Raw genomic sequence first — 13705 nt, 5'->3', positions numbered from 1 at the left:
CTAACCAAAACCCGTCACCTTGCTGAAGACATTGACCAGCACGCCCTGCTCCATCGTCAGCGCACCGCGCGCGATCTTGGTCAATCGACTGGGCGGGTCGGGTAACTGGGGCAGGTAGACATGGCAGCCGGTTTTGAACGTGAAGTGCTCCGCCATGAAGCCGAGTTCGCCGGCGAGCGCTTCCTCGTCGAAGCCGGTGCCGTGGAAGCGGACGTAGCGCTCCAAGGCCACGCTGGCCAGCAGGAAGCCCTGTACTTCCTGCTCCCGGGAGGAATCGCCTTGCCAGCGCACGCGAAGCCAGCCCTCTTCCTCTTCATCGCCGGATTCGTCGACAGGCAGGATTAGCGTGCCGTCGGTGAGAGAACGGGCGCACCAGTCCCCGTCGTATCGCTCCCCCTGGTAGAGCGGCATCAGGTTGGCGATGAAGCCGACGATCGCTTCGCTCTTTTCGCTCATGCAGCGTGCCTCACGTCGATCTTGCCGGTGACGGCGGCGGAGATCAGGGCACTGCGGCGTTCTTTAAGAAGTTGGACAGCTTGCTCGGACTGCCAGCACAAGCGCGTCAGGCGACCCAATTCCTCATCCAAAAACTCAATAATCTTTCGCTGCTCATCGTTCGGCGGCAACGCGATTACGAACGACGCGATCTGATCCGGACTGATATGAGGCACGCTAACCCCCGTAGTCTCCGGCGAGAAGTGCGCAACAAACATCGGTGTTGACAGCCAATGCATCAGAAAATCCGAATTCAATTCGGAAGAGGTTCTGAGCAGTGCAACACGTTGGAGTAAGAGGCATGGCACATCCTCCTCTTTGACCTTTGCAACACGCATCCCGGCGGCGATCAGTGGGCGATCCATACCTATGACCAAGTCGCCGACCTGCAACTCATATTCATCAAGGCCGTCATCTGTCGATCTCTCCCAGTAGACGACATCGTCCCAGCGAAGTGACCCAACCGAGACGTTGACTCCACGCAGAAGTTTGGTGCCGTTTCCGTTGTGATCGAACCCAGCGGACGGAAACGCATAGCCCGACAAGACAGATAAAAAACGCCCGCACTTAGTAACACGCCAATGCGCCGGCACTTCGCCCAGCCAGGGGATGCCGGAGTCCTTCATGGGGGCGTTGGGGTTGAGGCCGCGGGTGACGGCGTGGGAGATGGTGGCCTGGCGTTTTTCGGCCAGCAGCGCCAGCAGCTTTTCCTGTTCAGCGATCAGGGCGTCGATCTTGGTGGTTTCGCGGTCGAGGAAGGTGGCGATGGCGTGTTGTTCGTCATAAAGCGGAAGCGCAATCGGATGCGCGCTCAGCACGCTTTTGGTCATGCTCGGTAGCGCGGTGTTGGTCGAGTAAAAATCGAACGGGATTGTGAGCGCCGCGTAGTAGCAGAACCGCCCGCAGGCGTCAGCACTCACCTTTGTCCAATACATCGTGTCGACAGTCCAAAACTTCCCGGTCACGTAGAGTGGTCGATCAATTGTCCCTTTTCGACCGAGCAGCACGGATTCGCCGTCGTAGATGAATTCCGACGCATAGGCAAACGGCCCACCAGAGCCGATGACCGGGTAACCATCATCGGTCTCGATGCTCTTGTGATCAGCACCATTCTGTATGTCGAGAACTCGCTTCAGCTGTGCGACTTCCCAGTGCGCAGGCACTTCTCCCAGCCACTCGATATCGCTGCCTTTGTATTCCGGATAACGGGGCAAGCTCACGACCGCACCCCGCACAAGCCAAGACGCTGGATGCCAGCGTGCGCTGGCATGACGGTGGGGCTGATGGCGATGCTGGTGGTGCGGGGAATGGGGGGCTGGGCGTGGGGATGCGGGTGAGCGCGGTGGGGCTGGGGCGGAATGGGCTGCGCGGTCATTCGGCCAGCTCTCCCAGCATGGCCATGATGCGCGCCGAAACCGCCTTCAGTTCCTCGTCGATGGCGTGCAGCGGGCGCGGTGGCTCGAACACGTAGAAGTGGCGGTTGAAGGGGATCTCGTAGCCGACCTTGCTCTTGGCCTCGTCGATCCAGGCGTCGGGCGCGTGCGGCAACACCTCGCGTTCGAAGTAGGCCTGGATGTCCTCACCCAGCGGCACGTTCTCGGTATCGCGCAGGCTGCTGTCCGGTTGCGGCTGGCCCTTCTGCCTGCCCTTCTGGCCCAGCACCACGTTGCCCTGCTCGTCGCGCAGCGGGCGCTCGACGGTGATGGTGGTGTAGCCGAACTCCTCGTTGCGGAAGATGCGCGCCAGCGGCGCCACCTTCACCTTGCCGCCGGGCGGCGGCTCGGGGGCGAATTCGGCGGCGGCGATGATGGCGCGCGTCACTTCCTTGCCGTCGGCGTCGAACACGGTGGCCAGTTCCGCCTCCTGGAATTCGCCGAACAGTTTGGTGATGGCGTCGATGTGCTCGTCGCTCATTTCCTTGCGCTTGGAGCCGAGGCTCTTGCGCATCTTCTGCCAGAAGCTGCCGGCGTCGATGAGCTGCACGAAGCCCTTGCGCTCGGCCGGCTTCTTGTTGGAAACCACCCACACGTAGGTGGCGATGCCGGTGTTGTAGAACATGTCGGTGGGCAGGGCGACGATGGCCTCCACCAGGTCGTTCTCCAAGAGATACCGGCGGATCTCGCTCTCGCCGCTGCCGGCGCCACCGGTGAACAGCGGCGAGCCGTTGAGCACGATGCCGAAGCGGCTGCCGCCGTCCACCGCCGGGCGCATCTTGGACACCAGGTGCAGCAGGAACAGCATGGAGCCATCGGACACGCGCGGCAGGCCGGGACCGAAGCGGCCGTCGAAGCCCTTCTCCTCGTGCTCCTTGCGGATCGCCTTCTCGACCTTCTTCCACTCCACGCCGAACGGCGGGTTGGACAGCATGTAGTCGAACTTGCGCGCGGCATGGCCGTCGTCGCTGAGCGTGTTGCCGGGCACCAGGTTGGTGACTTCCTGCCCGCGGATCAGCATGTCCGCCTTGCAGATGGCGTAGGACTCGTCGTTGAGCTCCTGGCCGAACAGCGACAGGCGCGCGTCCGGGTTGTGGTCGCGCAGGAACTCGGCCGCCACCGAGAGCATGCCGCCCGTCCCCGCCGTGGGGTCATAGATGGTGCGCACCACGTTGTTGCCGGGGGTGAGCACCTCGTCGTCCTCGATGAAGATGAGGTTGACCATCAGCCGGATGACTTCGCGCGGGGTGAAGTGCTCACCAGCGGTTTCGTTGGAGAGCTCCGCGAACTTGCGGATCAGCTCCTCGAACACCAGGCCCATCTGCACGTTGTCTACGCGGTCCGGGTGCAGGTCGACGTTGGCGAACTTCTCGGTGACCAGGTACAACAGGTCGGCCTTGGCCAGCCGGTTGACCTGGGTGGCGAAGTCAAAGCGCTCGAAGATCTCGCGCACCTCGGGCGAGAAGCCCTGCACGTAGCTGGTGAGGTTGGACTCGATGTGGTCCTGGTCGCCCATGAGCCTGGGCAGGTCCAGCTCGGAGGTGTTGTAGAACTTCACGTCCGAGACGCGGCGCAGGAAGGGATCGGGGTCCAGCCCGGCGGCCTCGCGCTTCTTCTTTTCCGCCAGCACCTTCGGCTTGCTCGCTTCCAGCACGCAGTCGAGCCGGCGCAGTACGGTGAACGGCAGGATCACGCGACCGTATTCGGATTGCTTGAAGTCACCGCGCAGCAGGTCGGCGACGGCCCAGATCAGGGCGGAAAGGGAACTCTGGTTCATGCTTGGAAACGCTTCCTTCGTGGGGCGCCAGCCGCGTCCCGGGTCTGCGGTCGTTGAGGCACGAGGGCACGTGGGCAAGCATCAGCCGGCGCAGCAGGCTGCCTGATGGCGTCACGGAGAACCCCCTGTGGTCCAACGCGTCCCGGCATCGTACGCAAAGGAGCCGGGTCAGGCGACCGCTGATTGCGGCAACGGGCGTCTGGCCGTGAAGCAGCATCCGTGGCGATGAAGGTGAAACGGCGCCGATCGTCAGATCAACCCTCGAAGGCGCTTGAGGAAGGCAACCACCTGGCCTGGTGCCCACCCCGGTTGGTTGAGACCCATTTGGCCCCACAGTTCGATGACGCTGGCTTCCCTCGGAGTCGGAACACGCCCACCACCTCCGCGAGCGCAATCGGGAGTAGCCAGCGTGACGGCAAGGTCCCCTGTGTTGATTGCCACCGTGGCGCATACCGACAAGCCGTCCTTGCGACGGCGCTCGACCTGCTGCGTCACCCAATCGGAATCGGCGTCTTGCAGGTAACGCTCTTCGCCAGCGATTGATATGCGGATCATGTCGCCCCCTTCTCTCGCTCGATAGAGCCGCAATGCTGAGATACCTGCGTCTCTCGGACTGAGACCCTACCGAAGGCTAACGAGCTTGAGGCCTCGCTACTAAGCCACGAAAGAACCCAAGCGAACGACGGCCAGCGAATCCAGTGCGCGCACCCGGGTCAAGATGACGGGCGCGGATGAAGCGGCGCGCACTTTGGACTTGGGGGGGCGACAGCCAGGCAGGCATAACCGGGATCAACCCTGGGAAGCGAGGGCCGCGGGTGCAACCGGCCTGATCGGCAGCAGCACCCGCACGCCATGCCCGCGCACGCGCGGCACGCTCTGGACCGTTCCATTCAGGTGCGAGGCGAGCAGGTGAACCAGACGGGTGCCCAGGCCGTCCTTTTTCGACGGCGGGACGCCGATGCCGTCGTCTTCCACGCTCAGGGCCATCCCTTCGCCGACGGCTTCCAGGGTGATCTGCACGGTGCCGCCCTGCCCGTCCGGGAAGGCGTACTTGAAGGCGTTGGTGACCAGTTCGTTGGCGATCAGGCCGATGGAGACGGCAACCGGGGCATCGACCTGCATGGGCGTGGCCAGCACGCGGACGCGGATCGGGCGGACGTCGCGCAGGAGTTCGGCCAGGCCGTGGCCGAGGGCGCGCAGGTAGGCGGCGACTTCGACTTCACCATGCTTGCCGGATTTGCGCAGGCGCTCCTGGGCTTCGGCGATCACGCGCACGCGGGCGACGGCTGACTCGAGCGCTTCGCGCGCGTGCGGATCGGTCTGGCGCATGGCCTGCAGTCCCAGCACCGAGGAGATCATCATCAGGTCGTTGCGCGTGCGGTGGGCCAGTTCGTCCAGCAACAACGAAGTTTCCGCTTCCGCATCCAGCAGCTTGCATACGGCAGCGCGCAGTGCGTCGACCACCACGGCGGTCGCTACGCCCACCGCGGCGAAAAGCACGAAGAACAACAGTTCATCGGCCGCAGGCGAGCGGCCATGGAGCGCCAAGCCGATGACCCCGTCGCCGAGCGAGGCGCTGAACAAGGTGGTGAACAGGCCGATTGGCCTGCCGAAGACGATCGACGAAAAAAACACGACCGGCAGGAACGGCAGATAGCGGTGCAGCGCCGGCGTGAAAAGTTGCTCCAGCCCCAGTACCGCCAGCACCAGCGCGAACGACACGATATAGCCCACCGCGGCCGGAGGCCGCTTTCTGGACAGCACCGCGACGATCAGTTTTTCCATGCGTCCGCATCCCGCCTGAGAGGCAAGACTTGTGACTTGGAAGTTAAGCGGACGCCAAGGAAACGTGACGCTCGGGCCGAACTCAGGCAGCTCCGCTCGCTGGCACCGTCTGCATCTGCTTCGGTTGCACGAGCTCTTCGATGGCCATGGCGATGTCTGCCTGGCGGAACGGCTTGCCAAGGCGCGCCAATCCACGGGTGCCCTCCGCGTGGCCGCTGTAACCGGTGATCAGCAGCACGGGCAGGTCGGGCCGGGACAGGCGCAAGTGGCGCGCCAGCTCGGCGCCGTCCATGCGCGGCATTTTGTAGTCAGTCACGACCAGATCCACGCTGAGACCGTCGCGCAGCTTTTCCAGCGCCTCGCCTGCGCCACTGGCTTCGACGACGCCATGGCCCAGCTCGCGCAGCATCGCGGCGGTACCGTCGCGCACCAGTTGCTCGTCGTCGACCAGCAGTACGTCGAGCGGCCGTGCCGGGGTGGGCACGCGGCCATCGTCGGCGTCGCGTCGCAGTGCCAGCGGGGCGGAGGCCGTGACCGGCAGCCACAGCTCCACGCGTGTGCCCACGCCGGGGGTGCTGTCGATCGCGAAGTGGCCGCCGAGCTGGCCGGCGAGGCCGTGCACCATCGACAGGCCCAGGCCGGTCCCACGGCCGGTTTCCTTGGTGGAAAAGAACGGTTCGACCGCCCGCGCGAGGGTTTCCCGGTCCATGCCCATGCCGGTGTCGGTCACGGCGATGCGGACGTAGCCGGTACCCGGCAGATCCGGTGTTGGCGCCGAGGCCATGCTCGACAGTTCGATCACCAGCGTGCCGCCTTTGGGCATGGCATCGCGCGCGTTGACGCAGAGATTGAGGATCGCCAGCTCCAACTGGTGCGGATCGGCCAGCACCTGCGGCAAGTCGGCGGGGAATTCCGCGCGCAGGATGATGGTCGGGCCGACCGAGCTCTTGATCAGGTCGCGCATGCCATCGAGCAGCGCGGCCAGCTCCACGGCCTGCGTTTCCAGGCTTTGTCGTCGTGCGAACCCGAGCAGGCGCTGCACCAGGATCTTGGCGCGTTCGGCCGACTGCAGCGCGTTGGTGATGAGACGAGCGGCCCGCTCATCGTCCCCGCCGAAGCGGCGCTGGAGCATGTCGAGCGCGCCGGTGATCGGCATCAACAGGTTGTTGAAGTCATGTGCCACGCCACCGGTCAGCTGTCCGATGGTTTCAAGCTTCTGCGCCTCGTGCAGCTTGGTCGTTGCGTCCTCGCGAGCGGCGGCTTCCTCGATCACGCGTTGCTCCAGCGTGGCCGTCAGGTCGCGTAGCGATTGCTCGGTGGCGCGCTGGTCGGTGACATCGGTGTGCACACCCACCCATTCACGGATCTGGCCGCCGCGGTCGAACGTGGGAATTGCACGTACGCTGAAGGTGCGCCATTCACCGTCGCGCGTGCGCAGGCGGTGCTCGAACTTGAACATGCGCTGTTCGGCCCGGGCTTTCTCCCACGCCGCGAGCGTCGGTTGCACATCGTCCGGGTGCAGCGCCTTGATCCAGCCGAAACCGGCCGAATCGGCCGTTTCTTGCCCGGTCAGGCCAGCCCATCCGGCTTGCTCGCCTTCCATCTCGCCTTGCGCGTTGTTGGTCCACAACACCCCTTGCACGGCCTGCACCGCGGCACGGAAGCGCTGCTCGCTGTCATACAGCGCGGCAAGCCGCGCGCGGGCCTCGTACTGACGCCGACGCCCGCGCAGCGCCGACTTCGCCAGACTCACCAGCGTGGTCGGATGGAAAGGTCGTTCCAGGAAGGTAACGTTGCCCAACAGAGCGAGCAGGCGCGCCGACGCCGGGTTGCGTTCGATACCGCCGCGGCGCGTGACCAGGATGAACGGGAAATCGGACCACTCAGGCTGGGCTTCCAGCCAGTCGGAGAGCGGACGCAGGCTCGCCTCCAGCAGGCTCTCTTCGGTCACGAGCGCGAAGCCGGCGCCGGCTTCCATGCCGGCCACCAGCGTGTCCAGCGAGGGCGAGGCAAAACAACGGATGCTCGCCTCGGCCAGGATCGCGGAGGCCACCTGGGCATCGCGACCGTGGGGAGCCAGGATGAGGGCGCGCTCGGAAAGGTGTGGGATCACGGTCGGTCCGGCAGCAGGCGGCTTTCTCCGTCATCCGGCGAAATGCTCGGGACGCCGCGAAGCACGCCCTGGAAGTGGATCAATGGCTCGCCCAGGTGGAACCCATCGCGACCGATGCTGTATTCGCGAATCGTGTCTTCATGGGCGCTGGCGCGCTTTTTCACCACGGAAATCGCACGTCGAACCCGACCCAGAGCCTCGAAGTAACGCAGCAGGATAACCGTATCGGCGAGGTAGGTGACGTCAACGGGCGTCTTCATGTCCCCCACCAGGCCGTGCTGGGCAACCGTGAGGTAGGTCGTCACGCCGCGTCGGTTGAGGAACTGCAGCAGCTCGTGGATGTGCAGCACCAGCGCCTGCTCTTCCGGCATCGCCGCCTGGTAGCCGTTGAGACTGTCGACCGCCACCGTGCGCACGCCCTCTTCCACCAGCTCGCGGACACGGGCGGAAAACTCGCCAGGCGTCATCTGGGCGGCATCGACCTGCTCGACCACCAGCCTGCCGCTGTCGACCATGCCCTGCACGTCCAGGCCGACGCCGCGCGCGCGCTGGAAGAACAACGCCCGCTCTTCGTCAAAAATGAAGATGGCGGCGCGCTCGCCGCGCGAAATGGCGCTGGCGACGAAAGTCAGCACCAGCAACGACTTGCCGGTACCGGCGGGACCCAGCACCAGCACGCTGGAGCCGCGTTCGATGCCGCCGCCGAGCAGCGCGCTGAACTGGGGCGAGGGACATGGCAGCATGTCACGCTCGAATTCCTCACCGTGTTCGCCGGACACCAGCCGCGGGAACACCTTGACCCCGCCCTTGCGGATCACGAAATCGTGGTAGCCGCCGCGAAACTGCCGTCCGCGGTACTTGAGTACGCGCAGGCGCCGGCGCTCGGCGCCGTAGTCGGGCGACAGCTCCTCCAGCCGCAGCACGCCGTGGGCCACGCTGTGCACGGTCCTGTCGGTGCTGTCGCTGGTCAGGTCGTCGAGCATCAGCACCGTGGCGCGGGATTGCGCAAAGTAGTGCTTGAGGGAAAGCACCTGCCGGCGGTAGCGGAGCGAGCCCTGTGCGAGCAGGCGGATCTCGGCCAGGCTGTCGAGCACGACCCGATCCGGGTTGATCTGCTCGAAGGCCTGGAAAATGCGGTTGGTCGTCTCGCCCAACTCCAGGTCCGACGAATACAGCAGGCTCTGCTGCTGGGCCTCGTCGAGCAGGTTTTCCGGCGGCACGAGTTCGAAGATACCGACCCCATCGAGGGTCCAGCCGTGGGAGACAGCGGTATTGCGCAGCTCGCTCTCCGTTTCGGACATGGTCACGTAAAGCACGCGCTCTCCGGCGTCGCGCCCGGCCAGCAGGAACTGCAGGCCCAGCGTGGTCTTGCCCGTGCCCGGGCTGCCCTCCAGCAGAAACAGGCAGCCCTTGGTCAGGCCGCCGTTGAGTACATCATCCAGTCCGGCCACGCCCAGGGAGGCCTGTTCGGTCAATAGGTCGTTCAAGGGTTCTCCTGTACGTGGATTGCGTCAATTAAAGGTGTTGGTAGCACAGACCACCGTAAACTGGCGCGATGGCTGAACACACCAGAATACGTTATTGAGGTGGTTTGGCGCTCGCACCGCGGGAGGCCGTGGCGGCGGCACGAGGCGAGGATGGGGCGCCAGTCGCCCGCCGCAGCTGCGCCGGCGAACGGAGGGCGTCTCAGCCGACCTGGCGACGAAGCGCGAGGTCGGTCGGCCTGCCCGTGCCTTCGTCCAGCAGGCGGGCTAAGGTCCCCATCAGATCGCATTGGCGGAAAGGCTTGGCCAGACGCGGCAAGTCGCCTGTTTCGGCCTGGGACAATTGCGCATAGCCGGTCACCAGCAGCGTCGGTAACCCGGGGCGCAGCTTTCGCACCTCGCGGGCGACATCCGCACCGCTCATGCCGGGCATCGCGAAGTCGGTGACCAGCGCATCGAAAACCAGTCCCTCGGTCACCTTGCGCAGCGCTTCGTAACCGGAGGCAACCTGGACGACCTTGTAGCCGCCGTGCAGGAGCATTTCGGCGGTGCCTTCGCGAACGAGCTCCTCGTCGTCCACCAGCAGCACGACCGCCGATCGGATGCAACGGATGGGCGTATCAGCCACTGCCTCACCGGCGGACTCCAGCGGCACTGGCGACACGGGTAGCCACAGATGCACGGTGGTGCCGGCCCCAGGTACGCTTTCCAGCGCCAGGTCGCCGCCGGACTGCACCGCCAGCCCATGCACCGAAGACAGCCCCAGGCCGGTGCCACGCCCCAGACCCTTGGTGGTGAAGAACGGTTCGATCGCGAGGCGTGCGGTGTCGCCATCCATGCCCGTGCCCGTATCGGAAACGAAAAAGCGCACGAACCGCCCCTCCTTCAACTGGGAGCGCGCGGGACCGGCTTCTTCGACCGCGCCGACGACCAGCTCGCCGCCCTCGGGCATCGCATCGCGGGCGTTGACAGCAAGGTTGAGCAGGGCCAATTCCAGCTGGTTGGGGTCCACCATGACCGCGGGCAGATCGGCCATGCACTCCATCCGCACCCTGATCTGCGGCCCCACTGTGCGCGAGACCATGTCCACAACCCCTTCGGTCAGCTTGCCCACATCGATCGGCCGTGGCGCCAGGTGTTGCCGGCGTGAGAAGGCCAGCAGCCGGTGGATGAGCACCCGGGCGCGCTCGGCAGCCTGCAACCCGCCGGCCGCCAGGTGCTGGGCGCGCCCATCCCCTTCCAACCGCGTCGCCAGCAGTTCCAGAGCACCTACGATCGGCGTGAGCAAATTGTTGAAATCGTGCGCCACGCCCCCCGTCAGCTGGCCAATCGTCTCCATCTTCTGCATTTCGTGCACCTGAGCCAGCGCCATCTGGCGCTCCTGCAGGGCATCCGCCACACGGTCCTCCAGTTCGGCCGTGAGGCGCTGCAACGCCTGCTCGTTGCGCTTGCGTCCGGTCACGTCGTGCGCGGCGCCGAACCATTCGGTGATATGGCCAGCGTCGTCCACCACCGGCACCGCGCGCGAGTGCGTCCAGCCGAAGCTGCCGTCCGCCAGGCGCACGCGGTGTTCCATGTCAAACAGGCTTTTGGTCGCAATCGCCTTCCCGATCGCGGCCGCAATCTCGTCACGGTCGTCCGGGTGTAGGTAGGTATCCATCCAGGTGGTGGTCGGCGACGGTGCGTCGAGCAGGAACGAATCGCTTTCCAGATAAAGCATCTCGCGCCAGTCCGGGCTCATCCGGTAGACGGTGTAGCCACCTGCCGTGACAAGCGCGCGAAAACGGCTTTCGCTCTCGCGCAGGGCGGCCACGGCGCGGGCACGGTCGACCGCCGCCCAGGTGCGGCTGGCCACATCCTCGATCAGTGCGATCTCGCCGGGCGTCCAGTGGTGGACCTCGCGAAAGTTCACGTACAGCGAGGCCTGCAGCCGACCATCGCGCACCCGCGGTACGGAAACGTAGGCGCGCGTCTGGAGGGCACGCCAGGTGGCGTGGACCTGGGCCGGGTCGGCTTCCACGTCGGAGGCAACCTCGGTAAAGCCGGCCGCCTGTCGGGCGACGGCGTCGGGTCCGTGGGAAGACAGGCGGCTCGTGCCGAGAATCGGCGCCACGCCCTCGGCAAAGCAGGCCCGGCAAAAGATCGTTTCGCCATCTTCGGACATCTCGCTGAAACCCACCCGGCTCGCACCCAGGTGGCGGCCCAGCGCCGCGCTGGTGGTGGCCATGATCGCCCGGAGGTCGGTCAACTGGGCCTGCGCGCTATCCAGTTCGATCTGGAAGCGCTGGCGTCGCTCGTCGAGGACCTGCGTGGTGGTGTCCGCCACCACGCAGAACATGCCGACGACCTGATCCTGCTCGTCCTCCACCGGGGAGTAGGAGAAAGTGAACCAAGCCGGTTCCGGGTAGCCCTCGCGGTTGAGCAGCAACGGGAGGTTCTGGCGATAGATCGTCTGCCCCGCCATCGCCGCGGCGAGGAGCGGCGCCATATCGGGCCAGAATTCCGGCCAGACCTCGCGGAACGGGCGACCCAGCATGCCCGCATGCTTGCTGCCGAGGATGTCTGCGTAGGCATCGTTGTAGATGATGGCCTGCGATGGCCCCCAGGCGACGAACATCGGAAACCGGGATTTCAGCATCAGGCTGACGACCGGCCGTATCGCCGGCGGCCAGCCCTCGGGAGGACCCAGAGGCGAGTGGGACCAGTCATGCGAGCGCATGATCGCAGCCACGCCGCCGCTGCCCCGCGCGACTTCGGCCGCGTGCTTGTGGTCGGAAACCGCCATCGGAGTCTCCCGTTTATCCCCAGGTGCCGCGCAGGGCGTTCGACCCGCTTCCATCCGCCCCCAAGCGGACGGAAGCAAAACGCCAACTGCGTCACGTTTTGCAGTTTTGACAAAGGAGGTAAAGAAATGCAACCGGCAGGAACCGACCGGCCGCCTCGCCTCGGGACGCCGCTGGCCGCGAGCCGGACACCCACGGTGCAAAGCAGAGGTCGGCCGTCTTCCCTCACGCACACATCGGGACCGCACGAGCCGTCGTAGCCTTTTCCGCCAACCAGGCAAGGCCGAGGGCGAGATGAGTGCAAGGCATCGGATCGGGTGCGCGCGTCTGCGCGACAAGCGGATGAGCGCGGACAAAGCGGCCCGCTTCATTACCCCGCACAGCACGGTCGGCATGAGCGGCTTCACCGGGTCCGGCTACCCCAAGGCGGTGCCGATGGCGCTGGCGGCGCGGATCGAGGCCGAGCACGCGGCCGGGCGGCTGTTCCGCGTGCGGGTGTGGACCGGTGCCTCGACCGGGCCGGAGCTGGACGGGGCGCTGGCACGGGCCGAGGGCATCGAATTCCGCCTGCCCTACAACTCCGACCCGCTCGTGCGCGAGCAGATCAACTCCGGCCGGATGGAGTATTTCGACCTGCACTTGAGCCAGGTCGCGCCGATGGCGTGGCAGGGTTTTTTGGGACCGCTGGACACGGCGGTGATCGAAGTCAGCGGCATCCGGGAGGATGGCGCGCTGGTGCCCTCGTCCTCGGTCGGCAACAACAAGACCTGGATCGATCAGGCGCGCCAGGTGATCGTGGAGGTCAACCGCTGGCAGAGCGCGGCGCTCGATGGCATGCACGACATCTACTACGGCACCGCGCTGCCGCCCAACCGCGTGCCGATCCCGATCGTGCGGCCCGGCGACCGCATCGGCGAGCCTTACCTGCGCTGCGATCCGGACAAGGTGGTCGCGGTGGTGGAAACCGATGCGCCGGATCGCAACCTGCCGTTCAGGGCCCGGACGCAGCCGCCCGGGCGATCGCCGGCCACCTGCTCGAGTTCCTGCGCCACGAGGTGAAGGTCGGGCGGCTGCCGTCCGCGCTGCTGCCGATCCAGTCGGGCGTGGGCAACATCCCCAACGCGGTACTCGGCGGCCTGATCGACAGTCCGTTCGAGCGCATGAATGCCTACACCGAGGTGATCCAGGACGGCATGCTCGACCTGCTGGCGGCCGGCCGGCTGGGCGTGATCTCGGCAACCGGCTTCTCGCTCAGCCCGGAGGCGGCCGCCGCGTTCAATGCCGACGTGGCGCGCTATCGCGAGCGCATCCTGTTGCCGCCGCAGGAGATCAGCAACCATCCGGAGGTGATCCGCCGGCTCGGTTGCCTGGCCATGAACGGGATGATCGAGGCCGACATCTATGGCGCGGTCAATTCCACCCATGTGATGGGCTCGCGCATCCAGAACGGCATTGGCGGTTCGGGCGACTTCGCGCGCAACGCCTACATCTCGATCTTCATGACGCCCTCCACGGCCAAGGACGGGCGCATTTCCGCGATCGTCCCGCAGGCCAGCCACGTCGACCACATCCCGCAGGACGTGCAGGTGCTCGTCACCGAGCAGGGGCTGGCCGACCTGCGCGGCTTGTCGCCCAAGCAGCGGGCGCGGCTGATCATCGACACCTGCGCGCACCCGGATTACCGGCCCGCGCTGGCCGATTATTTCGCGCGGGCGCGGGCCCACTCGTACGGGCAGCAGTCGCCCTCGCTGCTCACCGAGGCGCTGTCGTGGCACCAGCGCTTTATCGATACGGGCACGATGCGGGTCTCTTCATAGTGCGGGCGCCTTGGAGGC

General features: G+C 65.8%; 8 protein-coding genes and 1 pseudogene. 1 reads left to right on the top strand and 8 read right to left on the bottom strand.

The features are described from left to right. The 8 genes from OSC30_RS00100 to OSC30_RS00065 form a co-directional block, all read right to left on the bottom strand. A complete protein-coding gene (locus OSC30_RS00100) occupies positions 1-456 on the bottom strand; it encodes a hypothetical protein (RefSeq protein WP_267169799.1) in 456 nt (151 codons plus the stop codon). Next, a complete protein-coding gene (locus OSC30_RS00095; protein ID WP_267169798.1) occupies positions 453-1715 on the bottom strand; it encodes a restriction endonuclease subunit S in 1263 nt (420 codons plus the stop codon). Before OSC30_RS00095 ends, OSC30_RS00100 begins: the two co-directional genes overlap by 4 nt. Before the next feature lie 151 nt (positions 1716-1866). Then, positions 1867-3705 (bottom strand): type I restriction-modification system subunit M, encoded by a 1839-nt coding sequence (locus OSC30_RS00090; RefSeq protein ID WP_267169797.1) that lies wholly within the window; start codon positions 3703-3705, stop codon positions 1867-1869. Positions 3706-3954: 249 nt separating this feature from the next. Next, complete coding sequence (locus OSC30_RS00085) at positions 3955-4260, bottom strand: hypothetical protein (RefSeq protein ID WP_245188003.1); 306 nt, start codon at positions 4258-4260, stop codon at positions 3955-3957. Positions 4261-4494: 234 nt separating this feature from the next. Further along, positions 4495-5490 (bottom strand): sensor histidine kinase, encoded by a 996-nt coding sequence (locus OSC30_RS00080; protein WP_267169796.1) that lies wholly within the window; start codon positions 5488-5490, stop codon positions 4495-4497. Positions 5491-5572: 82 nt separating this feature from the next. Further along, positions 5573-7603, bottom strand: a complete 2031-nt coding sequence (locus OSC30_RS00075) for a hybrid sensor histidine kinase/response regulator (protein ID WP_267169795.1) — start codon at positions 7601-7603, stop codon at positions 5573-5575. Next, positions 7600-9090 (bottom strand): ATPase domain-containing protein, encoded by a 1491-nt coding sequence (locus tag OSC30_RS00070; RefSeq protein ID WP_267169794.1) that lies wholly within the window; start codon positions 9088-9090, stop codon positions 7600-7602. Before OSC30_RS00070 ends, OSC30_RS00075 begins: the two co-directional genes overlap by 4 nt. Positions 9091-9289: 199 nt before the next feature. Beyond that, complete coding sequence (locus tag OSC30_RS00065) at positions 9290-11872, bottom strand: PAS domain-containing protein (RefSeq protein WP_267169793.1); 2583 nt, start codon at positions 11870-11872, stop codon at positions 9290-9292. Between the two features lie 292 nt (positions 11873-12164). On the opposite strand from OSC30_RS00065, the pseudogene scpC reads away from it, so the two are divergent. Then, a pseudogene (gene scpC / locus OSC30_RS00060) lies at positions 12165-13687 on the top strand (succinyl-CoA:acetate CoA-transferase ScpC). Positions 13688-13705: the final 18 nt, after the last annotated feature.

Source organism: Frateuria hangzhouensis, assembly GCF_026410505.1.
Lineage (GTDB): Bacteria > Pseudomonadota > Gammaproteobacteria > Xanthomonadales > Rhodanobacteraceae > Frateuria_A > Frateuria_A hangzhouensis.
Note: the sequence above shows the minus strand (reverse complement) of the source record. Positions and strands in the feature narration are given on the sequence as shown.